The following is a 25,927-nucleotide window of genomic DNA, read 5'->3' as shown; positions in this document are numbered from 1 at the left end:
GTACGCCGTGCGCGACATCCTGATCAGTTCTGCGGTCTGTGTGGTCTGCCTTGTGGTGGCCCTGGTAAGCCAGATCGTGGCTCCCTCCACAGTTGGGGCAGCGCCACCAATCGGTGAACCCTCCGCAATGGAGGCCGTGGTCAGCAGCAGCTCCGCCCAATCGATCCAGGCCACACCTCTGGAACTCGATCCTGAGGATTCAAACCCCACTCTCTTTGCCATGGCAGCTGATTCCAACCAAGCTGACGCCTCCGCCCTCGGTGGTGCACTGCAAGCGGAAACGTCCCAACTCACAGCAAGCGGCTTGCGCATCACCGACATCGAAGTCGGCAGCGGCCCTGAAGCCAGCTCTGGTCAGACCGTGGTGGTTCACTACCGCGGCACTCTTGAAGACGGCACCCAATTCGACGCCAGCTACGACCGCGGCACGCCTTTCACCTTCCCCCTCGGAGCCGGCCGGGTCATCAAGGGCTGGGACGAAGGCGTGCAGGGCATGAAGGTGGGTGGCAAGAGGAAATTGGTGATCCCCTCAGATCTCGGCTATGGCGCCCGCGGGGCTGGTGGTGTAATTCCACCCAACGCCACTCTGATTTTCGAGGTCGAGCTCCTCGACATCAAGAAGTGAGGCGCGGTTAGTCTTGAACAACAGCAATTACGTTTTTACGCAGATGCTCCGCTCGGCCCTTTCAGCCATCGTTCGCTCGCTACCCGCAGAGGTGGTTGAAGCTCACTGTGATGGCCCCTGTGGTGTCTATGACCCCGCATCCGCTCGTGTTGCAGCTGAAGCGGTGCTGTCCATGACCAAAAAGCTAAAAGCCATGGAAGCCCCTGCTGCTGGAGACACCTCAGCACTGGCCGCTTACAACAACACCTTCTCCCGCTATGTGGCCATCAAGGAGGAAGAGGCTCAGAAGACCAAGGAAGAACTTCTGATCCTTTGGATGGACTATTTCAAGCCCGACCACCTCGCAACCTTCCCTGATCTGCACGATGTCTTCTGGAAAGCCTCCAAGCTTTGCAGCGCCTGCAAAGTGAACATCGACCAAGCCAAGGCTGAGGAGCTGATGGCGGCCGTGGAAAAAATTCACGGCATGTTCTGGACGTCCAAAGGCCGCAATGACGCCTGGGTGACCGCATCCTGAGCCGCCTTCATTAGCGCGATCACATCAGTGCAATCCGATGTTGCAGCAGCAGGTCTCCATGATCTGTTGCTGCTTTTTTGTGGCAAGCGACGCCTGATGCGAGTCGAAGGCTTGTCGATGTGGCCGACTTTGCGACCCAGTGACCGCCTGCTGGTCAAGCCCTTTCAGAGGGGAGGGCCTCTGCCATCACCGGGTCAGATCCTCGTCTGCCATCACCCTCAAAAAACAGGGGTGATCATCACCAAACGCCTGATCAGCATCGATCAAGACAGGATGATCCTTCAAGGAGACAATCCGAAGATGAGCAGCGATAGCCGACAGTTTGGTTCCGTTCCAATCCAGCTTCTCATCGGTGAAGTGATGGCCAAAGTGCCCATGCCTGGCAAGGCTGAAACCTAAAACTCAGAACACGTTCGGCGTTGTCTTTTGCAACCAAAGAGCCCCAGTGAAGATCGATAAGCCACCGGTCAAACCCACGAGCACCGGCAGTGCTCGAACACTGCTGGCTCGCGTCAGTAGAGCAATCACTGTCACCACAGCCACCATGGCAGCAATCGACCCCAACAAATAGGCCATCAGATAGAGAATCGCTCCATGCAGTGGCAAGGCAAGAGCGGGAATCACAGCCAGCAGGTGTCCAGCCCCTGCCAACCCATGCAGCAAGCCAAGACCTGAAACAGCGTGCGCATGGCGCCAGTGATTGCCTTGGCCTCGCACATGCAAATGCAGGTGCCGATGGGACGAGACCCCATCGTGATGATGCTCATGGGTATGCAGCTCGAGACCGAAGGCGGTGCGAATCGCCAGACCACCCACGATCAACAGACTCAGACCAACCAGAAATTCGGCCCAGGCCGACATGGTTTCGGCATGAATCAGATCCTTCAGGAACACACCTGAAAGACCAAGAAGGACAACACCAATCGAATGTCCTGCCCCCCAGACCAAGCCCGCACGCAACGCCTCGACGGGCTTACGCAGCGAAAAGGGAGCCATGGCGACCAAATGGTCGGCTCCACTGACAACATGCATCGCCCCAGCAGCCAGTCCAGTCAGAACACTGATCAGCAAGAGACAGATTCCGAATCATTGATTCTGCAACAGAGGCTGCCTCTGACGCGTGCAAGAGAACGCGCGAAAAGCCAACCCACAGGAACGCTGCGCGAGAGGATCGATTCCGATTTCGGCAGCGATCACGCCTTCAAGCACCAGTGCGGCAGCGGCTGGGTTTGGCTTGTCGATGACAACGGAAGCTTGAACGTCAAGAAGACCCTCCAACGCGGATCTGCCCCTGACCCACGGACAAACGGCATTGCGCACCATGGATGCCTGGGAGCACGCTGACGACCTCGACGATCAGAACCGTCGCCCCGCCCCCATCACCACCAACCTGGACAAGCTAGTGAACTGGGATTGCGTGGCAGCCAACCTGACCGCCTTCGGTTTGAGAGTGCCTAGATCGCTTGAAAAGCCTCTGCACACGCAGCCAGAAGGGGCCTTCCAGTCAGCCTGAAATCAGGTTTTTCAGTGCCGCTTCGACATCCTGCTGGCGCATCAGAGCCTCACCGACCAACACCGCCCCAGCACCTGCAGTCTGAACACGGTCGAGATCAGCGCGCGAGAATAGGCCTGATTCACTCACCAACAGCGCATCCTGCTGCTTCAGTCGGTCACCGAACTGAGCTGAGAGGGTTTCAGTGGTGCTCAGATCGGTCTCGAACGTTGTGAGATCGCGGTTGTTAATGCCAATCAAAGGGAAGCCTCCCAGGCTGAGCACACGGTCCAATTCCTCTGAATTGTGCACCTCAACCAACACCGTGAGGCCAAGTGCAGCTGCCACTTTGGAGAGGTAATGAAGATCCTGGTCCGAAAGGATCGCGGCAATCAAAAGGGCTGCATCAGCGCCGGCGGCTCGAGCCTGATAGAGCTGATAGGGGCTGAGGATGAAGTCCTTGCAGAGCAGTGGCAAGTCAACGGCATCCCTGACATCCACCAACACCTCAAAACCACCCTGGAAGAAGGTCTTGTCGGTCAGCACTGAGAGGCAGCTTGCACCCCCAGCGGCATAGGCCTTAGCGATGGCCAAGGGATCGAAATCTTCCCGGATCACCCCCTTGCTCGGGCTCGCTTTCTTCACCTCAGCGATCACCGCCGGCTTTACGCTGGGCTGTCGCAGTGCAGCCAGGAAATCTCTCGCCGGCGGCAGCTTCACAACCTTGGCCTTGAGCTGGTCGAGCGGCATCCGCTCACGGGCCACTGCCACTTCACGGTCCTTTTCCCAAACGATCTTCTCAAGGATGTGACGAGGCTCAGCGTCCTTGTGGGGAATGCCGTATTCGAGATGCGCCACCTGCACCGAAGGGTTAGGTGGTCTGCGGCGGATGTCCATGAAAGCGTCCTCAGGCTGCGAGAGCGTGAGCAGCCTGCTTGTAGGCCACTTCCACCACTTCGCTCAGTGTTGGGTGTGTGTGCACTTCGGTCGCCAGCTCACGCACGCTCTGACGACGGGCAACAGCGTTCGCCACCTCCTGAATGAGGTCGGCAGCATGCAAACCATAAATATGGGCCCCCAGAACTTCACCGCTGGTTTTATTGAACAGCAGCTTCATCAGGCCATCACTCTCAAGCTCAGCCAGGGCCTTGGAATTGGCTTTGAAGTAGCTGCGCACAGCACCCAACTCAAAGCCCTGATCGGTGGCGAGCTGCTTGGCGTCAGCCTCGCTCAAGCCCACGGAACTGATCTCCGGATGGGTGAAGGTGGCCGCAGGGATGCTGCGGTAATCGATCTGGCGGTGATGCCCAAGGATGTTGTCCACGGCCACCGTGCCCTGGGCGGCAGCGGTATGGGCCAGCATCAACTTGCCGGTGACATCACCGACGGCCCACAAATGGGGGATGGGCTGACCATCCACCAACACGTGCATGCTGTCGTCAATCGGCAGGAAACCACGGTTGGTTTCAATGCCCAGGGCCTCCAGATTGAGATTCTTGCTGCTGGGTACACGCCCCGTGGCCACGAGCACAGCATCCACTTCCAGGGTTTCCACGGGCTCGCGGGTTTGCATATCAACCAGCTCGATTTGAACTGGCGCACCAGGCTTGATCGACTGGGCCAACACACCGGAGCGGGCATCGATATCACGGCCGTCGATCAGTTTGCGGGCGGCCAGCTTGGCGATATCGGGGTCAAAGGTGGGCATCACCCGATCCAAGGCCTCGATCATCGTCACTTCACAGCCCAACGCCGTATAGACATCAGCAAATTCCAGGCCGATGTAACCACTGCCGATGATGGCAATCCAACGGGGCAACCACTCCAAGTTCACCGCCTCATCGCTGGTGAACACGCTGCGGCCATCGATCTCGATACCAGGAGGCACGAAGGGATCGGAACCGGTGGCAATAATCACGTCGCGTGCACTGAGCACGCGATCGACGCCATTGATTTCCCGCACACCGACTTTCTGGGTCCCTTCCAGGCGCCCCGTTCCACGAATGATGGTCACCCCAGCCCGCTGCAAGCTCTTGGTGAGATTGGTGCGGATCGAAGCCACCAGTTGATTGGCATGGTCAGCGATCTTTTGGCGTTCGAAACGCACCGGGGCTGAATGAATGCCGAAACCCTTCAGATGGTCAGCATCGGCGAGCTCCCGCACCCTGCCACTGGCCGCCAGCAAAGCCTTCGAGGGCACGCAGCCGCGATTCACACAGGTGCCGCCCATGTCGCGGGATTCAATGATCGCCACTTTGAGGCCATGCTCTGCCGCATGCTTGGCTGCATCGAAGCCGCCATAGCCGGCACCGATCACGATCACATCGAAGTCGAAACTGGCGTCGCTCACCCGGACTGCTGCGAGGGAGCGGTCATTGTCGCCCTTCGCCGTTCCAGAAGCAGCGGAACAGCCGCAGATGCCACATTCAGCGACTCCACAGCCGTGCTGTGGGGGAGGGTGACGGCGTGGGTGCAGCATCCCTGCAGATCGGGATGGAGACCACTGCCTTCATTGCCGAGCACAAGCGCTGTGGGTCGGGTCCAGTCAAGCTCCCAGTACGGGCAAAGGGGCAGCGCCGGACCTATCCCTGGCACCAAAGTCGCCACCACCTGAAGGCCACGGTCCTGCCCATCCATCAGGGCCTGCTGCAAGCCCTCCACACCCATCGCTTCAGAGGGACCAAAACGCTGATGCGGCAGCCGCAGGATCGCCCCAGCCGAACTACGCACCACCTTGGGGCTGAGCGGATCTGCACCGGACCCCTGCCAGACCATTTGCACATCCGCAGCTAGGGCAGTGCGCAACAGAGTGCCGAGATTGCCTGGATCCTGAACGCGATCCAACGCGAGCACGAACGTGGGTGGCACCGGGCACTGGGGCAAGAGGGCCAAAGGCATTAGGGCAGCCACGCCATCGGGATGCACGGTTGACAAGGCCGCCTGTAGCACCTCTTCGCTCACCAACTGCAGCCGGGGCATTGGTTTGAACAGAGCCAGCAGCGGCTGATGTCCCTCGATCCAGGCGGGCGTGGCCACCAGCTCAAGCTGGAGATCCTTGTGCTCGAGCAAGGGTGCCAGCTCTTGGAGAAGATGGGTCCCTTCCAACAAGACCAATCCTTCCTGCTCCCGGCCTTTGCGCCCTGCCAGGGCGCGGAGACGGCGCACCAAAGGATTACGACGACTGGTGATCAACGGCTGCATCACCCTTCACCCTGCACAGACGTCGGAGACGATCAGAACGACTCGTGCTTTCGCACCTTCATCCCATCGCGAAGACTGAGTTCCTGACCGTCCAGGTCAATCCCCTTGACGGCTGCGATCTCGCCCTTGATCCCTTCGGCCGCAAGATTCTCCACAAGCTTCTTGATCACCTGGTCTTCAACGGTGGTGTGATCAATCGAGTCTGGAGTCAAAAACTCAAGGAACTTGCCAACCTTCGCAGCGACAACCTCCGAGGAATTGGAGATCTTCAACACGATCATGGTGGAGCTCAGGGCTTGATTGACCCCTTCAAAATAGTGCGGACGGGGAGATTTGAACGCTCAGCGATCATCGATTCTCTAATCCAGATCCAGATGCAGATCTAGATGTAAATGCAGATGCGACATTGGGCCCCTTGCTGCAGTCGGTGGCGTGGTGCTGTTGCCTGGGTGCAGGGCGCTGGCCCCACGGGTCCTAGTGCAGCAGAAGGTTCTGGACTTGGTTTGCGCCAACAGCCCAGACAGGAATCGAATGTGTCCTGGGATTGGCAACAGGGCCAAGCGCGGTTCCTCCCACGACGTCGAAGACGGGAACGTCAAGGGAGGATGGGTGGCTGAATGCACTGACGCAGAGTGCAAGTGCACCGACGTAGGACGCAAAGCCTCTACCCCTGAGATGCAGAGCTTTGCTGATCGCAGCTGCGAAGCGGGCTCCCTGAAGGCAATCAATAACAACGCCTGGCACCAAATCTTTGATTCCTGGGCCAGTGGTGGCGAGAACGGCGACGTCAAATCACAGGCGGATTGAGACCTCCATCACCCTCTATCCAGGCAACGAGTGACCAGCCTCCCAACGGAGGCAGATCACCTAGTTCACACGGCCTCAGAGCTGGCCGACCCACTGGCAAAACTTCAGGTAGGCAGGGGTTCCGATAACAACGACTGCGGCGAGTGTGAGAAGGGGCATTTCGTCATCACCTGAACTTCTTTCACCATCGCTCCAGCACCCCGCCTTTTGCATCCCCCAAATGGGTGAGATTCAGCTTAGAGAATACTGAGTCAGCCGAACTTCAGGGGAACACCCCAGGCCTTACCATCGTTTCAAAGCACTCGAAGAAAGCTTTCATCAGCGCCCTCTAATGTGAGATTTCTGAGAATTCCCTAGGATTAAGGTGAAACACCTGGACGCATCAAGAATGCGGTCCGTAGTTTGCATTTAGCCACCAAATCATCAATGCGACTTCTGGCAGTCCTTACCGCAGCCTGCCTGTCGGCTGCGCCAGCAATGGCTCATACCTCTTACTTTCGCTGCCCGAAAGATGGAAAGCTCTACCCCAAGCAGCACACACATCGAGTTGACAGACAGAGTCGGCAGGCCGTTAATCGCAGCAAGCCTGCAGGCCGTTCGTCCTTCCCGCGAAGCACTGCAGATCGTCGATGAATAGGTTGCACAGCCCGATGGCATCCAGTTCAACGTCATCAAACTCTTCATCGACGTCAATGGTTTTAATCAGCTCCGAGACTTCAGCTTGATAGAGCTCAAGCTTTGTCTCCATCGGCATGGCGTCTGAAAGCTGCTTAAACCGTTCCAGCTTGTCCATCAGGCGTTCCTCCCGAACAACCACTTACGCATCGGCCGCATGCCAGGGCAACGGCCCCAAGGTTCGTCATGAGCCTCCTCTTGGCAGCCGCAACCGCGACTACCAGCCCTATAACCACCAGCAATGGCAGTCAGGGCGATGGCATCAAGCTCGATGTCGTCAAATTCTTCCTCTTCATCCATTTGCGCCAGGAACCCTTTGACTTCCTCAACGCTGGTGGTCATGCCCTTCTCTGCCGCAAGCTCCACAATCCGCTCAAACATCAACTGAGGGTTTTGGCTCATGAGCGTGATCAGCTCACTTTGAGTTTCAAGAGGCACACCAGCCCGCAACTGACGGAAGTCCTCAAGCGTTGGCATGGTGTCCTCTTCCCTTCGCTCTAGCTGCAGCGTACCCAGAGAAAAATGACGAAAATGCCTAAAAGGGCATTCGGTATGCCGACAGCGCCTCACCCCCCATGGGCACCCCTCTACCTCATGAAGAGCAAGACCTCTTTTTGCGGGAGTTGCACAGATCCTTTACGAATTCGCGCCTTCTTTGCATGCTCTGCCTGTCTCTCTTTTTCTAGTTGCTAGTGGCTATTTGCACACTTTCACGAGCGATCCCACACTACCAATTCTCAACAACACATCACAAACTCATAGCGCTTAGCGAACACCAAACCCCCTGCATCGATCAGGGTTCTTAATGAATATCGATGCGGATGGGGAGACTTGAACTCCCACGACATTGCTGCCACTAGTACCTGAAACTAGCGCGTCTACCAATTCCGCCACATCCGCTGGCGTGCCGCAAAAGCGACGAGATAGACCATACGCCATCGCCAACCCTGGATCGACGGGGCTGAAACAAGGCTCGATCCAGTTTGAGCGCCGGCCGTCTAGACGGTCTCAACAACCCTTGCCAGGATGGTGCGGAAATTCAATCTTCAATTGCCATGCCGGCTGCGGCGCCAGCGTCTCAAGAGATTCTCAAGCCGCATCTGGACATCACAGGCGGGCATGGGCTGAGTGGAGAGCTGCGCGTCAGTGGTGCCAAGAATTCTGCTCTCGTCTTGATGACAGCGGCTCTGCTCAGCGACGAGCCAGTAACCCTGACCAACGTGCCAGAGCTCACCGACATCCAAGGCATGGCTGAGATCCTCACCGCCCTCGGCGTTGCGGTGACGCGCAGTCATGAGACGGTTCATATCAACGCCAAGGAACTCAGCCATGGCGAGCCCCCCTATGAATTGGTCAATGGGCTCAGGGCCAGCTTTTTCGCCATTGGCCCCCTTCTTGGTCGTCTTGGTCAGGCCAAGGTGCCTCTGCCAGGCGGTTGCAGGATTGGCGCCCGCCCCGTAGTGGAACACATCCGCGGCCTTAAGGCCCTGGGCGCGATCGTCAGCGTTGAGCACGGTGTGGTGAGCGCGTCCTTACCGGGTCGTCGTCGTCGCCTCACCGGTGCGTCGATCGTGCTCGACTGCCCGAGCGTTGGTGCCACCGAAACGATCCTGATGGCAGCAGTGCTGGCCGAAGGGACGAGCGTGATTGAGAACGCTGCCCAGGAGCCAGAAGTGCAGGATCTGGCCAATCTGCTTAACACCATGGGGGCCCAGATCAGAGGCGCTGGGGGGCCAACAATCACGATTGAAGGCGTCGACAAACTGCGCAGTTGTGATTATTCGGTCATTCCAGACCGGATCGAAGCCGGAACATTTCTGCTCGCAGCCGCCATCACCCGGTCACGCATGCGCGTGGCACCAGTCATACCGGAGCACCTCAGCGCTGTTCTGCAGAAACTGCGCGACTGCGGTTGCACTCTCGAGATCGAAGATGGAGGAATCACGATCACCCCTGGCGAGATCAAAGGGGTCGATATCACCACCCAGCCATTTCCAGGCTTTCCCACCGACCTTCAAGCCCCATTCATGGCCCTGCTCGCTACTGCGAGTGGCACGAGTGTGATCACCGAGAAGATTTACGAAAACCGCATGCAGCACGTGGCAGAGCTGCAACGCATGGGGGCATCCATCCGGCTTCAAGGCAATACTGCCGTGGTCGAAGGCGTCTCTCAGCTCAGTGCCGCGCCCGTCACCGGAAGCGACCTACGAGCTGCTGCAGCCATGGTGCTGGCGTCTCTGACTGCCAAGGGCACCAGCAAGGTGGCGGGGCTCAACCACCTCGACCGGGGCTACGACGCCATCGAAGCCAAGCTCACAGCCAGCGGCGCCCAACTGCATCGACGTCAGTCATAAGCGTTTCAAGCCTGCAGGGCAGGGTGTCGCATAACATTTGAGTCCGCGGGAGCCTGGCGGAATTGGTAGACGCAGCTGACTCAAAATCAGCCGGCCACTGGTCTTGGGGGTTCAAGTCCCCCGGCTCCCATCTCTCCGCTGTTATGGGGACCTATGGACGGTTCCCACTCACCCTGACGCGAGGCAACGGCTGTTGGGTGAAAGACGACTGCGGCAACCGCTATCTGGATGCCGTCGCCGGAATTGCAACCTGCACCCTCGGCCATAGCGACCGGGCGATGCGCCATGCCCTCACAAGGCAGCTGCGTCGCCTTCAGCACGTGTCGAACCTCTATGTGATCCCTGAGCAGATCGAACTCGCCAGCTGGCTTGTCCACCACAGCTGCGCCGACAGCGTGTTCTTCTGCAATTCAGGCGCAGAAGCGAATGAGGCCGCCATCAAGCTGGCCCGCAAGCACGGCCACACGGTGCGCAAGATCGAGCGGCCGGTGATCCTCACCGCCAGGGCAAGCTTTCATGGACGGACCCTCGCTGCCGTCAGTGCAACTGGCCAGCCCAATTACCACAAGGGATTCGAGCCAATGGTGGAGGGTTTTGAGACCTTCGCCTACAACGATCTCGCCTCTTTTGAGAGCCTGCTCAACCGCATGGAGGCTTACGGCCCAAGGGTCGCGGCTGTCTTGATCGAACCGCTGCAAGGCGAAGGAGGAGTGCATCCTGGCGACCCAGCGGTCTTTAAGGCCATCCGTGAGCACTGCACCGCCCGCAACATCCTGCTGATCTTCGATGAAGTCCAGGTGGGGATGGGGCGCTGCGGCACCCTCTGGGGCTACGAACGTCTTGGCGTGGAGCCCGACGCCTTCACCCTTGCGAAGGGATTGGGAGGCGGCCATGCCATCGGGGCCTTGCTGGTCAAAAAGGATGCCGACCATTTCGTTCCGGGTGATCACGCCAGCACTTTTGGAGGCAACCCATTCGCTTGCCGCGCCGGACTCACCGTGGCCCGAGAACTCCAACGACGCAATTTGATTCACAACGTTCAACAACGCAGTGAACAACTTGATCGCGGCCTCAACAGCTTGGTGCAGCGCTACCCCAAGCTGTTGCAAGGCGTCCGTGGCTGGGGACTACTGCAGGGCTTAGTGCTTCGTGATGACGTTGATCTCGCCGCAATTGATGTGGTGAAACGCGCGATTGAGCAGCGCCTTTTACTGGTACCGGCGGGGCCCAAGGTGGTCCGGATGGTTCCTGCCCTTGTGATCTCCAAACGCGAGGTCAACACCTTGCTGGCGCGACTTGGAGCAACACTGGCGACGCTGAGCGCGTGACCTTCAGCGATCTGCTGCCCCCGTTTGATCAGCGAGGCATGGATCTTTGCCTGGATCGCATGGTCCGGGCTCTCAAAATTCTGAACCAGCCCTGTGGCTCCATCCCAGCGGTGCAGGTGATCGGAACCAACGGCAAGGGTTCCATTGCCACCTTCGTGCACAGCGGTCTTGTGACCGCAGGGATCCGAACCGGTCTAACCACATCCCCCCATCTGGTGGATTGGACGGAGCGGATCCGAGTCGATCACCAGCAGATCAGCCACAGCCGCCTCAGGGAGGTGTTGGTGGCTCTGCAGCCGCTAGCGAAGGCAGAGGCACTTACCCCTTTTGAACTGCTGATCACCGCAGCACTCATGCACTTCGCGGCCGAGAAAGTGAACTGGCTGGTGCTGGAGGCGGGCTTGGGGGGACGTCTCGATGCCACCACCGCCCATCCGCATCGCCCATTGCTGGCGGTGGCCTCCATCGGCCTCGACCACTGTGAACATCTCGGAGGCACCCTTACGGCGGTCGCGGAGGAGAAAGCCGCTGCAATCCAAACGGGCGCCATCGTGATCAGTGCAGACCAACCTCCAGAGGTCGCCGCCGTCCTCCAACAACGATGCACCCAGATCGGAGCGGAACTGTCCTGGGTAGCCCCCCTCAGCAGTGACTGGCGCCTTGGCCTCAATGGCCACGTACAGCGCAGTAATGCGGCCGTCGCCAAAGCTGTGCTGGAGCAGATCCAGGCCATGGGCTGGAAACTGGATCACGCCAGTATTCGCAGGGGATTCGCCACGGCCCACTGGCCAGGACGACTGCAAGCCATGACCTGGCGCCACCACGCAGTTCTGATCGATGGAGCCCATAACCCCGCTGCGGCGGAAGCGCTCAGCCAAGAACGCCACCACTGGCCCCATGCTCAGGAAGGCATCATTTGGATCCTGGCCATCCAAGCGCATAAGCAGGCGCCGGCCATGCTGAAAGCGTTACTGCATTCCAAGGACGAGGCATGGATTCTGCCGGTACCAGGGCATCGCAGCTGGACCCGGGCAATGCTGATCAAGGCTGCTCCAGCCTGGTCCGGTCAACTACAGGAGCTTCCGGAACAACCAAACAACCCCGACTCGACTGAGGCAGTTGTCAAAGTGCTTGAACGACTGGACCAGAAAGGATGGCCGAAGGCTGATCCCGTCATCGCAGGATCGCTTTATTTGCTGGGTGCGCTGATGAGCGAAGGCCGCCTGGCTCCAGGCTCGACATCAATCAATTGATAACCCGATGTAAAAGCCACACCAAACTTTGGCAAAACGAGCTAGCACTGTGGTGGATCAACTCTCCTCACACGAAGTTGGTCTCCTCACACCACCCAGGGGGCCGTCAGGCCCCTTTTTTGTGGCTTGATCGAACAAAGGATCAAAAGGCAACAAAAAAGCCCCGCCGAAGGCAGGGCTTTTTGTGAACTCAAGTGGGCGTGTTGCCTTGTTTCCACTCCACGGAAGAGCTCAACTCCTCACCTTTTAAGAGTAATCAGCGATGTTGAATCTGCAAGCCACCCCATAGGCCAGTTATCGAGGCGATCCATCCCAGAGACGCCTCGGCACACGCCGCAGAGCAAAGAAGCGATGCAAAGTGATCTCACCAGCACATCCGATGTCATGGCAGCTAATCGCCTGGAAAGCCCTTCCGCGAAGCGCAGATTCACCAGTTTGTTCTGCAGCCTCTTAGTTCTGATCGGAAGCTGGCTTGGTGCCAACCCTGCAGCCGCCTTGGACACCTCAGCAGGCGTTGGCATGCAGGACAAAGCTCTGTTCCAAGAACGAGTTGACTACACACTCACCAATCAGAGCGAGGTGGATTTCCACGGACAGGCATTGACCAACACCTCGTTCGCTGGTGCGACGGCTCGGGGAGCCAACTTCTCCGGCGCAGATCTACACGGGGCGATTTTCACGCAAGGTTCATTCTCAGATGCCGATTTCAGCGATGCTGACCTCTCCGATGTGCTGATGGATCGTGCCGACTTCACCGGCACAAACCTCACCAATGCCCTGCTCAATGGTGTGATCGCCTCCGGCAGCAGTTTTGCAGGAGCAAGCATTGAAGGCGCTGATTTCAGCGATGCTCTGCTCGATCGCGATGATCTGGTGCGCCTTTGCCGAGACGCCGATGGGGTGAACCCCACCACTGGGATGGCCACACGCGACAGCCTGGGATGCTGATGCCCAGGCTCAGCCAATCCATCCCTTGAGCTTGCCAGGGTTGAGCAGGCCGCTGGGATCATGACGACCTTTGGCCGCCACCTGATCACCATCGACAATCCCCAAGCCGCCCTCTTCAACCGTGATCACATGGGGATTGAAGACCACAGCCCCAAGATCCCGGCAGGCGTTGATCAAACGCTCCAAGGCCTCCTCTCCACGCCAACGGACCAGGGGTAGGCCCGCCAACCGAGCCGTACCGGCATGACGAACCCCCTCCAGATGCCAGAGCAGGTCATCGCCCCAACGGGCCGACAAGGCATCCATCGCCACTGATTCTGGCTGGGGCAGCAACATCTGCAGATAGGTCCAATTCGGGTCCTGCTGACGCATGTGCAGGGTGGTGTGGTTCCAACTCAGCTCCCGTAGGCCATTGCCGCGATGGGCGTCCTCCTGACCAAGGCAACAAAAGCGAGCCCCGGAGGCCTGCGCCAGACACTGCAACGTGCTCACCCCATCAGGGCTCACCAGCATCAGCAGACGATGCGCCCCCTGGGGCGCACCACTCCAAGGGGGCAGACCAGCCACAATCGCCTGATCCAGCACCGTGCACAGGTGCAAATCAACAGCCGCCTGCTGACAGCGCTGAGCCAACGCCACAGCGTCACCCCAGTCGTCAACATCAATGCACACCTCCTGCCAAGCCACCCGCGGCGCTGTCGTCAGGGTTAGTGCCGTGATGATGCCATTGGTGCCATAGGCATGGTTGAGCGCCTCAGCATCGGCGGCATTGAGATGGAGGATGCGAGGCTCTGCCTCCATCGTCACCACTTCAAGGCCCAGCAGGTGGCCTGGATCGCGCAGAAATCCCCAGCGCACAGAGCCGATCCCCCCAGAACCGCCGGCGATGAAACCGCCGATGCTGGCACTGCGCCAAGTACTGGGCATCAGCCTCAGTTCACGACCATGGGCTGCTAGTTCACGGTCGAGATCTTTGAGCAAACAACCGCTCTCCACCTCCACCACACCCGAGTGGTCGTCGATCTTGCGCAGCTGCCGCAGCTCAGCCATCAGCATCACAACGCCTCCATCGAGTGGCACGCACTGTCCGTAATTGCCTGTTCCCGATCCGCGCAGAGTCAGCGGCACTTTGGCCTGGAAACAGGCTCCGGCCACAGCCGCGACAGCGGCGACCGTATGGGGGCGAACCACCAGCTGGGCACGGCAACCGCGGAAACGCTTCACCAGCACAGGCGAATAGTCGTGAGCATCACGGGAATAACGCTCTAGATCCGACGGCAAGGTGAGCAGCTCCAGCTCTTCCACCACCGTCAATGCCTCCCGGACCGCCAGCAGCGCCTGAGAGGAGCAATCCATGATCCAAACGTTTAGGGACGTTCAGTGTGGAGGATTTGATCACTGCCGGAGGAAGGCAGCTGCACACCAGCCACGACCAGTTCACGCGCGGGCGGCTGCGCCAGAGCCTCAACCCAGGAAGCCGCCTTGAGCATAAGCAGATCCGCAGGGGCTCCCACACGCAAAGTGCCATCCCAGGGCAACGCAAGCACCCGAGCCGCTTCCGTGGTGAGGGGCATCAACCCCAACCTCTCCCACGGCGCCAGCTGAGCGAGCGGCAACGCCTGCGCCATCAAAGCCAACGGGTCGAAATTGCCGCCTGGAAACCAAGGATCTTGCACATTGTCTGCGCCCACAGCCACCCTCACACCGCCGCGCTGCAGCTGGCGAATCGGCGCTTGTGGACGCACAAGCGGCGACCGCCCCGCATGACGCCCCAACAGCCAGGCATTGGTGATAGGCAGCGCGATCACCTGCAGTCGGTGATCCGCCATCCGTGCGATCAGGCGCTGCAGCCGGCGCTCAGGCAGTAAAGACAGGCTGCTGGCATGGCTGCAGGTGATCGGCACCTGGACGGGGGTCTGATCAAGCGCCCGCAACAACTGAATCAGACCTTCTGCAGGGCCCGTCTGGGATTCGTCGATGTGCAGATCGATTCCACAGCCCAATTGATCGGCCAGCCGCAGCAACTGAACCAACGCCTCACGCATGGCACCACCGGAACAGGGAGGGACGAGCACACCACCCAGCAGCCCCCCGGCAGCAGACACCCGCCGCGCCAGGGCCTGTCCATCCGCTGTGGACCAATGCTCAATCGACCCCAAAGCCACCAGCTGCAAGCTGATCCGCTCTCGCCAACAGCACTGGGCATCCAGCAAGGCCTCCCAGCTGCAAACAGCACCCGGGCCGATACTGTCCACATGGCTACGGATCGCCCGCAGGCCCTGTCGAAAGGCCATGGAGAGGGCACGCTCCGCCCGCTCCCGCACCTGCAACTGAGTGCGTGCGTGATGCTCGTGCAAATTCGCTTCTAGGGCACCGGTGTAGGTACCGCCTGGGTTGGGCGCCTGATTCCAGCTAAAAGCCTTGTCGAGATGGGTGTGGGGCTCAACCAACCTGGGCAGAAGGAGGCGGTGCGGAACAGGGTGGTTCCTCTCCACCGGGCTGATGCGGTGGAGTGCACCATTGCGCCAGCTGAGCGCAACTGCCACGAGACCATCTACACCGGCAGGGGGAAGCGGAGCCTGTCCCTGTGGGAGTTCAATCAACCCACGAGGGGCCCAGCCCAGCACCTGGCCCGCAGCAATAGTGCTCACTTCAAATCAGCCTGGTCCGATCGTGAGTTCACTGTGAGGAAATGGCCCGCCACCCCCACTGTGGTGACCTGGTAACGCGGAAGCCGCAAGGCAGGCAGCAAGCTCTGCCCGCCCACCTCAGTGGTGAACACGCTCAACAAACCGAGGTTAAGGCGCGTGGTGAATTGGCCTGCAAGGGCCGCCAGCGTTGACTGCTGGCCAGCAATCAACCCCGGACAATCCTTCACCCACAACTGCATCAGCATGGGCATGCCGTTCTGGCCGCAGATCTCTTCTGTGGCCAACTCCACCAGCTCCTCGCCGGCATGGACCTGATAGTCGTCCATGGTCGGGTTCGTCACCAACAGAGCAACGCCCGATCCAAGCAAGGCCAAGCCCAGGGTCAAACGACCGGCCAACCATTGGCCTGAGCTGGAGAAGGCCGGACGCAGGGGACTGGAGGCGAGTTGGTAGATTCTGGTCGACGCGGCGGGCGTCGCCAAGTGGTTAAGGCAGCGGCTTGTGGCGCCGCTATTCGGGGGTTCGAATCCCCTCGCTCGCCCTTTTCATTCGAGATCCTTCTTCAAACCTGGATTCTCAATGCGTTCAGCAGTCGTTCTGCACCATCACGAAGCGGATCCACGCAGGGAAGATTCAATTCATTTTCCGTTGCGGTTAACCACCTGTGGGCCTCGTCATCGTCGAGATGCGCGGTGTTCAGAGCCACGGCCCGCACCTTGACGGCAGGGCTCGCTCCAAGGGGCCGTCCGATCGCAGCCAAAGCTTCGTAGAGCTGAACCAGCTCCGAGAGCGGCGGCAACGGCACCTGCGGCAGTCGAGAAATCGTGGCCTGTGCAGCTCGATGCACCAACAGCAATCCGGTGGGCTGACTGCCCCGCAGCAGCGGCAGGGTGGCGGTCGATCCGGGATGACAGAGAGATCCCTGCCCTTCCACCAGCAACATGTCGTTGGAGGTCAGCCCCTCAGCTTCTGCCATCACAGCCGACTCAACCGCACCGGCGGCGTAATCCACCCGCACAGCATCGAGGGCCACACCCCGACCACTGATCAGGATGCCGGCTTGACCGGTGCCGACAAACCGACAACTGACGCCCTGATGCTGGGCCGCATCACGAACGGCGAGGCAAGCGCTCATCTTGCCCACTGCCATGTCGGTGCCTACAGCCAAGATCCTCTGACAGGGCAGAGCCGCAGCCCGAGCCTGGGCCACCGTCAGATCGACAGGTTCCTGACGCAGATCCCAGATCCATCGTCCGCCCTGACAAGCAGCGGTAAAAACAGGATCATCGCCAAGGCGCGTGTGCAGACCACTGGCCAACGAAAGACCAGACTGCAGCGCCGCCAAAGCATCCCGACGTAATGGCTCTGGCAGTTGCCCGCCCGAGGGAGCAAGCCCCACCACGGCAACCTCGGGGCCATAGGCCATAGCCGCGGCAAGATCGGCCACCACAGGCACAACCCTCGCAATGCCCGTGATCGCTTCAAGATCTGCGCCGGCGTGGTCGGGATCGATCACTGCAACGATCGGGCCATGCCGATGGCGCAGCATCGCCAAACCAGTTTTGCCAGTGAGAGAGCCCAGCCCTCCATGCTGAAGCAGCACGACACGATCATCAGGACGCAGCATCAGCCCTCCCCCTGGAGACCGATCCCGAGTCCAGCACCCTCAGGCGCCCATTGCTCGTCACCGTCCATTGGCAATCCCCAGAAGGGGTCATCAACAAGATTGAGGTGACTATCGAGATCAGGCCAGCGGATCAGCGGCAGCAACTGGGCGGCAGCACCATTCAGCAGACAGCTATCGGAATAGCAGCCCACCATCAGATCAAGATCGAGCCGACGAGCCAACTGCGCCATCAACAGTGCTTCACTCAGACCACCGGTCTTCAGCAATTTCAGATTGACCCCATCGACATGGGGGGCCAAACGCAGCAGATCGATCAGAGTCCAGCAGCTCTCATCCGCCACCAGGGGCAAGGGGCAATCGGGCTTGAGGGCCGCGAAAGAAGCTGTATCCAGGTCTGGATCACTCGCCGCGGCCAACGGCTGCTCCAGCAAGACCACCCCCAGCCGCGTCAGCTCTGGGAGCATCTGTCTGGCCTGATCCAGGGTCCAACCTCCATTGGCGTCCACCTGCAGCTCAAGCGAAAGCTGTTGTTGTTGCTCTTGGCTATTGAGAGCCTGGGCCACGGCCTCAAGCAGCTGACGGTCATGGTCGAGCCCATCCGGACTGCCCAGCTTGAGCTTGATACGCCTTGCCGGAAGCTGTCCCCACCAGCGATCAAGGCGGGCAAGCACCTGGTCGACGCTGCCCAGCCCAAGGGTGACGCTGGTGGCCACGCGCCGAGAGCCATCCAAACCCCATAACCGCCACAGCGGTTCGCCCAAGCGCTGACCCCGCCAATCCCAAAGGGCCAGATCAACAGCGCAACGTGCCGGGGGGGACAGACCTGCGAGCAGGCCATCGAACCTCAGCCGATTCAAAGGATCAAGCCCATCAAGAGATGGCAAGAGCTGCTGCAGCTCAGCCTCAATCGCATCCGTTCCGTAGCTGCGATGCCCCGTGTCCAGCCCACCGGCCTCACCCCTGCCGGTGACACCTTCAGCGCTGAGGGACACCTCGAGATGATTCACCACAGAGGTGGTGCCTCGACTGATGGCCAGGGGCACCGCCTTGGTTAAAGGAAACCGCCGCAGGCTCCAGCCCATACCGCTACCGCACCGATTCTCAAACTGACACAGACCCGTCGTGACCGACACTGATCTGAGCTCTCCATCACCGGTCTCCCGCACCGCTGACAGCCTTGGTCGTTTCCGCTTCACCCACCACCGCAACGCCTGCATCTCGCCACGAACGCGGCAGCTACTGGATCACCACCTTTGGCTGCCAGATGAACAAGGCGGATTCCGAGCGGATGGCGGGGATCCTGCAAACCATGGGCTACAGCGAGGCCCAAGCCGAGCTCGATGCCGACCTCGTGCTCTACAACACCTGCACGATCCGCGACAACGCTGAACAAAAGGTCTACAGCTATCTCGGCCGCCAGGCCCAGCGCAAACGAGAGAATCCCAACCTCACATTGATTGTGGCCGGTTGCGTCGCCCAGCAGGAAGGCGAATCCTTGCTGCGCCGAGTACCCGAACTCGACCTGGTAATGGGTCCGCAACATGCCAACCGCTTGGAAACGTTGCTCACCCAGGTGGAAACGGGCCAACAGGTGGTCGCCACCGAAGCGCATCACATCCTCGAAGATCTCACCACCGCCCGTCGCGACAGTGACATCTGTGCCTGGGTGAATGTGATCTACGGCTGCAACGAACGCTGTACGTATTGCGTGGTGCCCTCTGTACGAGGCAAAGAGCAATCCCGGCATCCAGAGGCCATCAAGCTAGAGATGGAAGGTCTTGCAGCGCAGGGCTTTAAAGAGATCACCCTGCTAGGCCAGAACATCGATGCCTATGGGCGGGATCTACCTGGCATCACCGCGGAGGGCCGGCGCCAGCACACGCTCACCGATCTGCTCCATCACGTCCATGACGTCAGGGGGATCGAACGCATCCGCTTCGCCACCAGCCACCCGCGCTACTTCACCGAACGACTGATTGATGCTTGCGCCGATCTTCCCAAGCTTTGCGAGCACTTCCATATCCCCTTCCAGAGCGGCGATAACGATGTCTTGAGAGCCATGGCCCGGGGCTACACGATTGAGCGCTACCGGCGGATCATCGATCGGATCAAGGCGCGCATGCCCGATGCAGCACTGAGCGCCGACGTCATCGTGGCGTTCCCTGGTGAAACCGAGGTTCAGTTTCGCCGCACCCTCCACTTGATTGAAGAGATCGGATTCGACCAGGTGAACACCGCGGCGTATTCCCCGCGGCCAAACACCCCAGCAGCCAACTGGGACAACCAGCTGCCGGAGGAGGTGAAAGTGGAACGACTCAGAGAAATCAATGCCCTGGTCGAGCGATGCGCACGCGAGCGCAACGCTCGGTATGCAGGTCGCTGCGAAGAAGTACTTGCCGAAGGGATCAACCCAAAGGACCCGTCCCAACTGATGGGCCGCACGCGGACCAACCGACTCACCTTCTTCAGCGCCGAAGCCACCAATGGTCACCGCTTCAAGCCCGGTGATCTCGTGACGGTGCGGATCGATGCAGTGCGCTCGTTCTCCCTGAGTGGCATCCCGGTGAACGACTGATACCTTTGGCGCTCATGCCTGGCCGCCGGCCTGCCCTTGATGACCACTCCCCCCGTTCACATCGGCCTTGTGTTCGGCGGTGCGTCCGGAGAGCATGCCGTTTCGATCCGTTCTGCCGCCACGGTGATCGCCGCACTCGAACAGGGGCAGAACAAAGAGCGATTCAGCGTCACAGCCTTCTACATCGACAGGAATGGCCGCTGGTGGCCTGAAGACATTGCCCGTACCGTGCTGGCCAAAGGTCTGCCAGCTGAAGCAGACCAACTGCCCACGCCCCTGCCCGCCCCTGGACTGAACAAGCTTCCGGGAGGAGCCGATGCTGTGGATGTCTGGTACCCGGTGCTGCATGGACCCAATGGTGAAGACGGCACCGTGCAGGGATTGTTCACGCTGATGGGGAAACCATTTGTGGGAGCAGGGGTCCTCGGCTCTGCCGTCGCGATGGACAAACTGGCCATGAAGGCCGCCTTTGCCGCCGCCGGACTCAAGCAAGTGCCCTACGTGGGGCTCAATGCCTCCGATCTTCACCAGAGCGATCGACGCGAGGCCTTGGTGCAACGAATCGAACAGGAGCTCGGCTACCCCTGCTTCGTCAAACCGGCGAATCTTGGCTCCTCCGTTGGCATCAGCAAGGCAAGAGACCGTGACCAACTCCTCAAGGGTCTTGAACAGGCGGCAAAGCTTGATCCCCGCATCGTTGTGGAGCAAGGGGTGAACGCCAGGGAACTGGAATGTGCGGTTTTAGGAAAACGCCAGCTCAAAGCCTCTGTTGTGGGCGAGATCCGTTTCGAAGCCGATTGGTATGACTACACAACCAAATACAGCGATGGGCTCAGCCACACCCTGATCCCGGCTCCGATTGAGCCAACTCTTCAAGAGCAAGTGCAGACGATGGCCCTTGATGCCTGTCGGGCGTTATGCGTTGAGGGGATGGCACGGGTTGATTTCTTCTACGACGACAGCAACGACTGCCTCTGGCTCAACGAGATCAATACTCTGCCTGGATTCACCTCCCTGAGCATGTATCCAATGCTCTGGGAAGCCAGTGGCATCAAGCTGGAGCAACTCGTGGCACAGTTAGTCGACAGCGCGCGACAATGAGGAGCCCAACAGCAGGCTTGCTCCGACACGATTCATGCTTCACGGTCTGCTCTGGTTCCCACTCCTGCTGGTGTTTGTTCTGCTGGCATCTCTGGGATGGCTTGAACGTCGGCGTCAGAACCTCTTCCTGGCCTGGTCAGAAGGATCCGAATTAGCAAAACTGGATGGGTGCTGTGCGGCCTGCGTGAAGGATGGCCAACTCACCTGGAGCCGCTTTTCCGCAGGCAAATTCGAACAGCAGGGGCGGTTCGAGATCAAAAGCCTTGAAGTCGTCGAACTGATGGCGCTTGCATCCGGAGAAGCGCCGCTAGCCAATGAATCCCAAGGACGCTGTCGGCTGCGACTGATCGGCGGAGGAGCCCAGATGGATGTTCCCTTCTCCGATGCCGATCGAGCCCGTCGTTGGATTGACCAGTTGATGAGCACTGCTCGCTGCGATCTGTGAGCGGCGATAGCCCCACAAACTCCCCCCTGCCACCTGGCGTTGAGAGGCGCCGCAGGCTGCGTCAGGAGCGAAGGCGGGAACGATGGATTCAATGCTGGCGTCTCTCGATCCTGGCCTCAACGGCCACCGGTTTGGGCTGGGTCCTGCTCACCCATGGCTGGACCCTCCGTCATCAAGAGCAAGTGCAGGTGAGCGGCAGCCACCGCCTAGGCCGTGAGGCCGTGATCGAAGCGGCCGCCCTGACCTTTCCCTTGCCTCTGCTGAGCCTGCGTCCTGATCAGGTGGAGGCTCAGCTGCTCAAGAAACTGCCGGTCCAGGCCGCTGCGGTGGAACGACGCCTGCTACCACCTGGGTTGACGGTTCAACTCGAGGATCGTCGTCCGCTGGCAGCAGCCACCCGTCAAGGCGAGAAAGGCTTGCTCCGCGGCATGGTCGATCGCCGAGGACAGTGGATGGCGCGCACCACGTCAGACCACGGCGAAGAGCCCGCAACCACCATTGAAGTGAGGGGCTGGACGCCAGCGCAACGAGGCTCGGTGGCCCGATTACTGGAGCAGAGAGATCAGCTCGGCAGCCCCCTGGAAAGCATCGAGATCGGAGCAGACGGCTCCCTCAGCCTGCGCACAGCAGCTCTTGGCCTGGTGCAACTGGGCAACGATCCGCACCTGCTTGAGCAGCAGTTGATCACGCTGAGCCAGCTGAGCCGCAGCCTGCCGCCGGAGCTCCGTCGTCAGGTCGGGAGCACGATCGACTTGAGTGACCCGCGCAAACCAGAACTGCAGCTAGCTGAGCCCGCAAAGCCCGCCCAGGTAAAAACAAGCGAACCCTGACGCTCTGTTGCGGATTGAGCTCGAATCCACAAGGCTGACCAGATTTAAAGGCGGATGTCGTCCGCAACGACATAATGCATCCACAGCTCAACGGCCAAGCCTCAACGATGGAGATGATGCCCCACCACCAATCAGAGGGTCCTGAGACCAGTGGCATCCTTCCCAGTCAATCAGCGCGTATCGAGGTGATCGGCGTCGGAGGGGGTGGTAGCAATGCTGTCAACCGAATGATCCAAAGCGATCTCGAAGGAGTCGGATACAGCGTTCTCAACACCGACGCCCAAGCGTTGCTTCAATCGGCCTCGCAAAACCGCGTCCAACTCGGTCAAACCCTCACCCGCGGCCTTGGCGCCGGTGGCAATCCCAGCATCGGCCAGAAAGCCGCTGAGGAATCACGTGCTGACCTTCAGCAAGCGCTACAGGGAACCGATTTGGTGTTCATCGCCGCCGGCATGGGCGGCGGCACCGGAACCGGTGCCGCACCAGTTGTGGCAGAAGTGGCCAAGGAGAGTGGAGCGCTCACCGTGGGCATCGTCACCAAACCCTTCAGCTTTGAGGGTCGCCGCCGCATGCGTCAGGCCGATGAGGGCATTGCCAGGCTGGCTGAGCATGTCGACACCCTGATTGTGATCCCCAACGATCGACTGCGCGACGCCATCGGCAGTGCCCCGCTTCAGGAAGCCTTCCGCAGCGCCGATGATGTGTTGCGCATGGGCGTGAAGGGCATCAGCGACATCATTACCTGCCCCGGCCTTGTGAATGTGGACTTCGCCGATGTGCGCTCCGTGATGACAGAAGCCGGCACGGCTCTGCTCGGCATCGGTGTGGGATCCGGCCGTTCCCGCGCCATCGAAGCGGCCCAAAGCGCGATCAACAGCCCCCTGCTCGAGGCGGCCCAAATCGATGGAGCCAAGGGCTGTGTGATCAATATCAGCGGCGGCAGGGACATGACCCTCGAGGACATGACCTCTGCGTCCGAAGTCATTTACGACGTTGTGGACCCCGAAGCCAACATCATTGTCGGAGCGGTGGTGGATGAACGTCTCGAGGGCGAAATCCACGTCACAGTGATCGCCACAGGCTTCGAAAACGGCCAGCCCTATCGCAATGAGCGCGCCACAAGTCGGCCAAGCCCCATGTCGTTCGCCGCACCAGACACAACCGAATCCGGTGCCCGCATTCCCGAATTTCTGCGTCAGCGTCAGATGCGTTCCGATTCAGGCGAAGGCTGATCCTTCTACTGAGCAAGCATCAAAAAAGCCCTGTGATTCACAGGGCTTTTTTGATGCCCTGATGAGACAACCGGGTCCAGACAAGATGGTGACCCGGAGTCCACGCCTGCCCAGAGCATCCCGTGTGGCTGCTCCCTTCCGGTCCTGACCAGGTTTGGGCGTCTGGACCGCATGGGTCCGAGTCCTCGTAATGCTAGCAATGGACCTCCGCAGGCCTGGAGAGGCGGATGCGCCCTGGTGATCTCAGCCGCTTCAAGCAGTCCGGTCGTGCCATCACCGTGCTCACCGCCTGGGACAGCCTCTCCGCGTCTCTAGTGCAAGAAGCTGGAGCTGATGTGGTGCTGGTGGGAGATTCGCTTGCCATGGTCGTTCTAGGCCATGCCACCACCCTTCCAGTGACCCTGGAGCAGATGTTGCTGCATAGCCAAGCGGTGTGCCGCGGCTTGATGGGCCCAATCAGTGAACAGCCTCTGGTGGTCGTCGATCTACCGTTCCTCAGCTACCAGTGCGGCGCCGATCGAGCCGTGGCGGCCGCTGGCACGTTGCTGAAACAGTCAGGAGCCGCAGCCGTGAAGCTGGAAGGTGCCGAGCCAGAGGTCCTCACCGTGATCGACCGGCTCGTGCGAATGGGCATTCCCGTGATGGGGCATCTAGGCCTCACTCCACAGGCCGTGCATCGTCTCGGCTATCGCCGCCAGGCCCAGGACCCCAGCAGCCAGGACAAACTCAAACGACAGGCCCTTGCCCTGGAAGCGGCTGGCTGCTGCTCCTTGGTCTTGGAGCACATCCCCACAGACCTTGCCGCTGAACTGCAACAGCTGCTCTCCATTGCCGTGATCGGCATCGGCGCCGGCGACGGCTGTGATGGCCAGGTTCGGGTCACAGCTGATCTTCTGGGTCTCACCGCCAAGCAGCCCCCGTTCAGCCCGGCCCTAATCCCAGGCCGACAGCTGTGCTTAGAGGCTCTCAGGGGCTGGGTGTGCGAACAACGTCAGCAGGCAGCGACTCCCACCAGCACATCAGCTCCACAAGCACCTGGTTGCTGAGGGCCATCCCCTCCGGGTCGCTCAGACGCCAGCGCCCCCCCTCCTGCAACAGCAAGCGCTGCTGCAGGGCCTTGGTCCAGCGACGCTCGAGAGCCGGGAGATGTCGATTGCAACTGCGCTCATCCCAGCCACAGGCTCGGGCCTGATCGAACAGGTGAACCCCCTCATGACGACGGAGACCCACCAGCAGACGGTCATCCAGGGGCAGTGCTGCGGCTGACTGCCGCTGCAGGGAGCGATGCACAGCTTGATGCTGATCCGTCAGCCAAACGCCGTAAGCCTCCCGAGTCCTGGGGCGAGCAAGCCGCTCTCCCCAGGGGGCACTCGTGGCACCGAGACCAAACCCCCACCAACCGGCACCGCTCCAGTAGACGCGGTTGTGCCTGGACGCATGGCCAGGCCTGGCGTAGTTCGAAATTTCGTAGCGACAGAAGCCAGCACGGCGGAGCCGCTGACTGGTGCTGGCCATCAGATCAGCCGCCAGATCGTCATCGGGCAGTGGCAGCTCACCGCGTTGTTGCCGCCAGGCAAACACCGTGCCTGGCTCAACCTGCAGGTCGTAAATCGACAGGTGGGGAGCCTCAACTGCCAGGGCCTGCTCAAGTTGTTCGCACCACCCCTCAAGAGTTTGATTTGGCAAGTTACGGATCAAATCCAAACTCCAGCTGCGCAGCTCACCTTCGTGACAAGCCTGCGCGATCCAGCGACAGCACTGCATCAAGGCATCGGAGCGGTGACGACGGCCGAGGGATTCGAGAACACCATCATCAAAACTCTGGCCACCGAGACTGACCCGATTGATACCGGCAGCGATCAAAGCCTGGAGATCGTGCTGATCAAAGCTGGCTGGATCCATCTCCAGGGTGATCTCCGCTCCGGCCTGAACGCCAAACTGCCGACACAACCGCTTGAGCAAGGCATGGATCTGCTCAGACGTCAGCAGGGACGGAGTGCCCCCGCCGATATAAACCGTGGCCAGCGGAGGTCCTTGTGGGGAAAGGGCGATCTCAGCATGCAACTGTTCCAGGTAGGAATCGATTGAGGCACTGCCGGGACCTCCCCCCCCTCCTGCCTGATCCCCCAGGGGCACCACAGCGAAATCGCAATAAAAACAGCGCCGATGGCAGAAAGGGATATGCACGTAGGCGCTGCGCGGTGCGGACATCTGCCCAGGCCATCCGTCGGAAGATGGTGCATGCTGCCTGCAGCTGGACTGAGCC

27 protein-coding genes, 3 tRNA genes, 1 other RNA gene and 1 pseudogene are annotated in these 25,927 nt (G+C 60.1%); 17 read left to right on the top strand and 15 right to left on the bottom strand.

Annotation, left to right across the window (positions count from 1 at the left end):
- Positions 1-7: 7 nt before the first annotated feature.
- The 3 genes from DXY10_RS13970 to sodX are packed head-to-tail and all read left to right on the top strand — an operon-like array spanning position 8 to position 1,541.
- Complete coding sequence (locus tag DXY10_RS13970; protein ID WP_115020090.1) at positions 8-625, top strand: FKBP-type peptidyl-prolyl cis-trans isomerase; 618 nt, start codon at positions 8-10, stop codon at positions 623-625.
- 43 nt (positions 626-668) lie between these two features.
- Positions 669-1,142, top strand: coding sequence for a superoxide dismutase, Ni (gene sodN / locus DXY10_RS13965; protein ID WP_115020048.1), 474 nt, complete (start codon positions 669-671; stop codon positions 1,140-1,142).
- Between the two features lie 27 nt (positions 1,143-1,169).
- The gene (gene sodX, locus DXY10_RS13960) at positions 1,170-1,541 is read left to right on the top strand and encodes a nickel-type superoxide dismutase maturation protease (protein ID WP_244282441.1); all 372 of its coding nucleotides are present in this window, start codon (positions 1,170-1,172) and stop codon (positions 1,539-1,541) included.
- A 3-nt stretch (positions 1,542-1,544) separates the two neighbouring features.
- Here the strand turns inward: sodX and DXY10_RS13955 are convergent, their stop codons facing one another.
- Positions 1,545-2,213 carry a hydantoin utilization protein A gene (locus DXY10_RS13955; RefSeq protein WP_115020047.1) on the bottom strand — a complete coding sequence of 223 codons (669 nt, stop codon included), beginning with the start codon at positions 2,211-2,213 and terminating at the stop codon, positions 1,545-1,547.
- Positions 2,214-2,288: 75 nt separating this feature from the next.
- Between DXY10_RS13955 and DXY10_RS14970 the strand changes: the two are divergent.
- A pseudogene (locus DXY10_RS14970) lies at positions 2,289-2,580 on the top strand (superoxide dismutase); the annotation flags it as partial.
- A gap of 66 nt (positions 2,581-2,646) precedes the next feature.
- Here DXY10_RS14970 and trpC read toward each other — a convergent pair.
- From trpC to DXY10_RS13930, 4 genes are read right to left on the bottom strand one after another with little or no spacing between them, the layout of a single operon-like run.
- On the bottom strand, positions 2,647-3,531 hold the full coding sequence (gene trpC / locus DXY10_RS13945) for an indole-3-glycerol phosphate synthase TrpC (protein WP_115020046.1): 885 nt from the start codon (positions 3,529-3,531) through the stop codon (positions 2,647-2,649).
- A 10-nt stretch (positions 3,532-3,541) separates the two neighbouring features.
- Positions 3,542-4,984, bottom strand: coding sequence for a dihydrolipoyl dehydrogenase (lpdA, locus tag DXY10_RS13940; protein WP_115020045.1), 1,443 nt, complete (start codon positions 4,982-4,984; stop codon positions 3,542-3,544).
- On the bottom strand, positions 4,981-5,835 hold the full coding sequence (locus DXY10_RS13935) for an RNA methyltransferase (protein WP_115020044.1): 855 nt from the start codon (positions 5,833-5,835) through the stop codon (positions 4,981-4,983). The genes lpdA and DXY10_RS13935 overlap by 4 nt, the downstream gene beginning before the upstream one ends.
- Before the next feature lie 32 nt (positions 5,836-5,867).
- Positions 5,868-6,116: a hypothetical protein gene (locus tag DXY10_RS13930; RefSeq protein WP_115020043.1), complete on the bottom strand. Its 249-nt coding sequence runs from the start codon at positions 6,114-6,116 to the stop codon at positions 5,868-5,870.
- Between the two features lie 250 nt (positions 6,117-6,366).
- Between DXY10_RS13930 and DXY10_RS13925 the strand changes: the two genes are divergently transcribed.
- On the top strand, positions 6,367-6,642 hold the full coding sequence (locus DXY10_RS13925) for a hypothetical protein (RefSeq protein WP_115020042.1): 276 nt from the start codon (positions 6,367-6,369) through the stop codon (positions 6,640-6,642).
- Between the two features lie 571 nt (positions 6,643-7,213).
- Here the strand turns inward: DXY10_RS13925 and DXY10_RS13920 are convergent.
- From DXY10_RS13920 to DXY10_RS13910, 3 genes are all read right to left on the bottom strand, one after another.
- Positions 7,214-7,459 carry a hypothetical protein gene (locus tag DXY10_RS13920; protein WP_206749703.1) on the bottom strand — a complete coding sequence of 82 codons (246 nt, stop codon included), beginning with the start codon at positions 7,457-7,459 and terminating at the stop codon, positions 7,214-7,216.
- On the bottom strand, positions 7,435-7,794 hold the full coding sequence (locus tag DXY10_RS13915) for a hypothetical protein (RefSeq protein ID WP_115020040.1): 360 nt from the start codon (positions 7,792-7,794) through the stop codon (positions 7,435-7,437). Before DXY10_RS13915 ends, DXY10_RS13920 begins: the two co-directional genes overlap by 25 nt.
- 339 nt (positions 7,795-8,133) lie before the next feature.
- A tRNA-Leu gene (locus DXY10_RS13910) sits at positions 8,134-8,217 on the bottom strand.
- 155 nt (positions 8,218-8,372) lie between these two features.
- Between DXY10_RS13910 and murA the strand changes: the two genes are divergently transcribed.
- From murA to DXY10_RS13885, 5 genes are all read left to right on the top strand, one after another.
- Positions 8,373-9,671: a UDP-N-acetylglucosamine 1-carboxyvinyltransferase gene (murA, locus tag DXY10_RS13905; protein ID WP_115020088.1), complete on the top strand. Its 1,299-nt coding sequence runs from the start codon at positions 8,373-8,375 to the stop codon at positions 9,669-9,671.
- A 47-nt stretch (positions 9,672-9,718) separates the two neighbouring features.
- Positions 9,719-9,801: transfer RNA gene (locus DXY10_RS13900), tRNA-Leu, on the top strand.
- A gap of 13 nt (positions 9,802-9,814) precedes the next feature.
- The gene (locus tag DXY10_RS13895) at positions 9,815-10,999 is read left to right on the top strand and encodes an aspartate aminotransferase family protein (protein ID WP_115020039.1); all 1,185 of its coding nucleotides are present in this window, start codon (positions 9,815-9,817) and stop codon (positions 10,997-10,999) included.
- On the top strand, positions 10,996-12,252 hold the full coding sequence (locus tag DXY10_RS13890; RefSeq protein ID WP_244282431.1) for a folylpolyglutamate synthase/dihydrofolate synthase family protein: 1,257 nt from the start codon (positions 10,996-10,998) through the stop codon (positions 12,250-12,252). The genes DXY10_RS13895 and DXY10_RS13890 overlap by 4 nt, the downstream gene beginning before the upstream one ends.
- A gap of 384 nt (positions 12,253-12,636) precedes the next feature.
- The gene (locus tag DXY10_RS13885; RefSeq protein ID WP_115020086.1) at positions 12,637-13,200 is read left to right on the top strand and encodes a pentapeptide repeat-containing protein; all 564 of its coding nucleotides are present in this window, start codon (positions 12,637-12,639) and stop codon (positions 13,198-13,200) included.
- 9 nt (positions 13,201-13,209) lie between these two features.
- Here the strand turns inward: DXY10_RS13885 and DXY10_RS13880 are convergent, their stop codons facing one another.
- The 3 genes from DXY10_RS13880 to DXY10_RS13870 are packed head-to-tail and all read right to left on the bottom strand — an operon-like array spanning position 13,210 to position 16,333.
- Positions 13,210-14,556 (bottom strand): FAD-binding oxidoreductase, encoded by a 1,347-nt coding sequence (locus DXY10_RS13880; protein WP_115020038.1) that lies wholly within the window; start codon positions 14,554-14,556, stop codon positions 13,210-13,212.
- An 11-nt stretch (positions 14,557-14,567) separates the two neighbouring features.
- Positions 14,568-15,851: an amidohydrolase family protein gene (locus DXY10_RS13875; RefSeq protein ID WP_115020037.1), complete on the bottom strand. Its 1,284-nt coding sequence runs from the start codon at positions 15,849-15,851 to the stop codon at positions 14,568-14,570.
- Complete coding sequence (locus DXY10_RS13870; RefSeq protein WP_115020036.1) at positions 15,848-16,333, bottom strand: DUF4359 domain-containing protein; 486 nt, start codon at positions 16,331-16,333, stop codon at positions 15,848-15,850. The genes DXY10_RS13875 and DXY10_RS13870 overlap by 4 nt, the downstream gene beginning before the upstream one ends.
- Here DXY10_RS13870 and DXY10_RS13865 point away from each other — a divergent pair.
- Positions 16,320-16,392: transfer RNA gene (locus DXY10_RS13865), tRNA-His, on the top strand. The two genes, DXY10_RS13870 and DXY10_RS13865, sit on opposite strands and share 14 nt — an antisense overlap.
- A 21-nt stretch (positions 16,393-16,413) precedes the next feature.
- Here DXY10_RS13865 and DXY10_RS13860 read toward each other — a convergent pair.
- Positions 16,414-17,478 (bottom strand): DUF1611 domain-containing protein, encoded by a 1,065-nt coding sequence (locus DXY10_RS13860; protein WP_115020035.1) that lies wholly within the window; start codon positions 17,476-17,478, stop codon positions 16,414-16,416.
- Positions 17,478-18,560, bottom strand: a complete 1,083-nt coding sequence (locus DXY10_RS13855) for a dipeptide epimerase (protein ID WP_115020034.1) — start codon at positions 18,558-18,560, stop codon at positions 17,478-17,480. The genes DXY10_RS13860 and DXY10_RS13855 overlap by 1 nt, the downstream gene beginning before the upstream one ends.
- A 182-nt stretch (positions 18,561-18,742) precedes the next feature.
- Between DXY10_RS13855 and miaB the strand changes: the two genes are divergently transcribed.
- From miaB to ftsZ, 5 genes are all read left to right on the top strand, one after another.
- Positions 18,743-20,053: a tRNA (N6-isopentenyl adenosine(37)-C2)-methylthiotransferase MiaB gene (miaB, locus tag DXY10_RS13850; protein ID WP_244282459.1), complete on the top strand. Its 1,311-nt coding sequence runs from the start codon at positions 18,743-18,745 to the stop codon at positions 20,051-20,053.
- A 39-nt stretch (positions 20,054-20,092) separates the two neighbouring features.
- Positions 20,093-21,154, top strand: coding sequence for a D-alanine--D-alanine ligase family protein (locus tag DXY10_RS13845; protein ID WP_115020032.1), 1,062 nt, complete (start codon positions 20,093-20,095; stop codon positions 21,152-21,154).
- Between the two features lie 34 nt (positions 21,155-21,188).
- Positions 21,189-21,599 carry a hypothetical protein gene (locus DXY10_RS13840; protein WP_115020031.1) on the top strand — a complete coding sequence of 137 codons (411 nt, stop codon included), beginning with the start codon at positions 21,189-21,191 and terminating at the stop codon, positions 21,597-21,599.
- On the top strand, positions 21,596-22,429 hold the full coding sequence (locus DXY10_RS13835; protein WP_244282429.1) for a cell division protein FtsQ/DivIB: 834 nt from the start codon (positions 21,596-21,598) through the stop codon (positions 22,427-22,429). Before DXY10_RS13840 ends, DXY10_RS13835 begins: the two co-directional genes overlap by 4 nt.
- Before the next feature lie 74 nt (positions 22,430-22,503).
- Positions 22,504-23,661 carry a cell division protein FtsZ gene (ftsZ, locus tag DXY10_RS13830; protein ID WP_115020029.1) on the top strand — a complete coding sequence of 386 codons (1,158 nt, stop codon included), beginning with the start codon at positions 22,504-22,506 and terminating at the stop codon, positions 23,659-23,661.
- Between the two features lie 87 nt (positions 23,662-23,748).
- Here ftsZ and ffs read toward each other — a convergent pair.
- An RNA gene (gene ffs, locus DXY10_RS13825) (signal recognition particle sRNA small type) lies at positions 23,749-23,845 on the bottom strand.
- Positions 23,846-23,888: 43 nt separating this feature from the next.
- Between ffs and panB the strand changes: the two genes are divergently transcribed.
- The gene (gene panB, locus DXY10_RS13820; protein ID WP_115020028.1) at positions 23,889-24,707 is read left to right on the top strand and encodes a 3-methyl-2-oxobutanoate hydroxymethyltransferase; all 819 of its coding nucleotides are present in this window, start codon (positions 23,889-23,891) and stop codon (positions 24,705-24,707) included.
- Here panB and hemW read toward each other — a convergent pair.
- Positions 24,628-25,872, bottom strand: coding sequence for a radical SAM family heme chaperone HemW (gene hemW, locus DXY10_RS13815; protein WP_115020085.1), 1,245 nt, complete (start codon positions 25,870-25,872; stop codon positions 24,628-24,630). The genes panB and hemW overlap by 80 nt on opposite strands.
- Positions 25,873-25,927: the final 55 nt, after the last annotated feature.

Origin of the sequence: Synechococcus sp. UW140 (assembly GCF_900474295.1) — a bacterium.
In the GTDB taxonomy this organism is placed as follows: domain Bacteria; phylum Cyanobacteriota; class Cyanobacteriia; order PCC-6307; family Cyanobiaceae; genus Synechococcus_C.
Note: the sequence above shows the minus strand (reverse complement) of the source record. Positions and strands in the feature narration are given on the sequence as shown.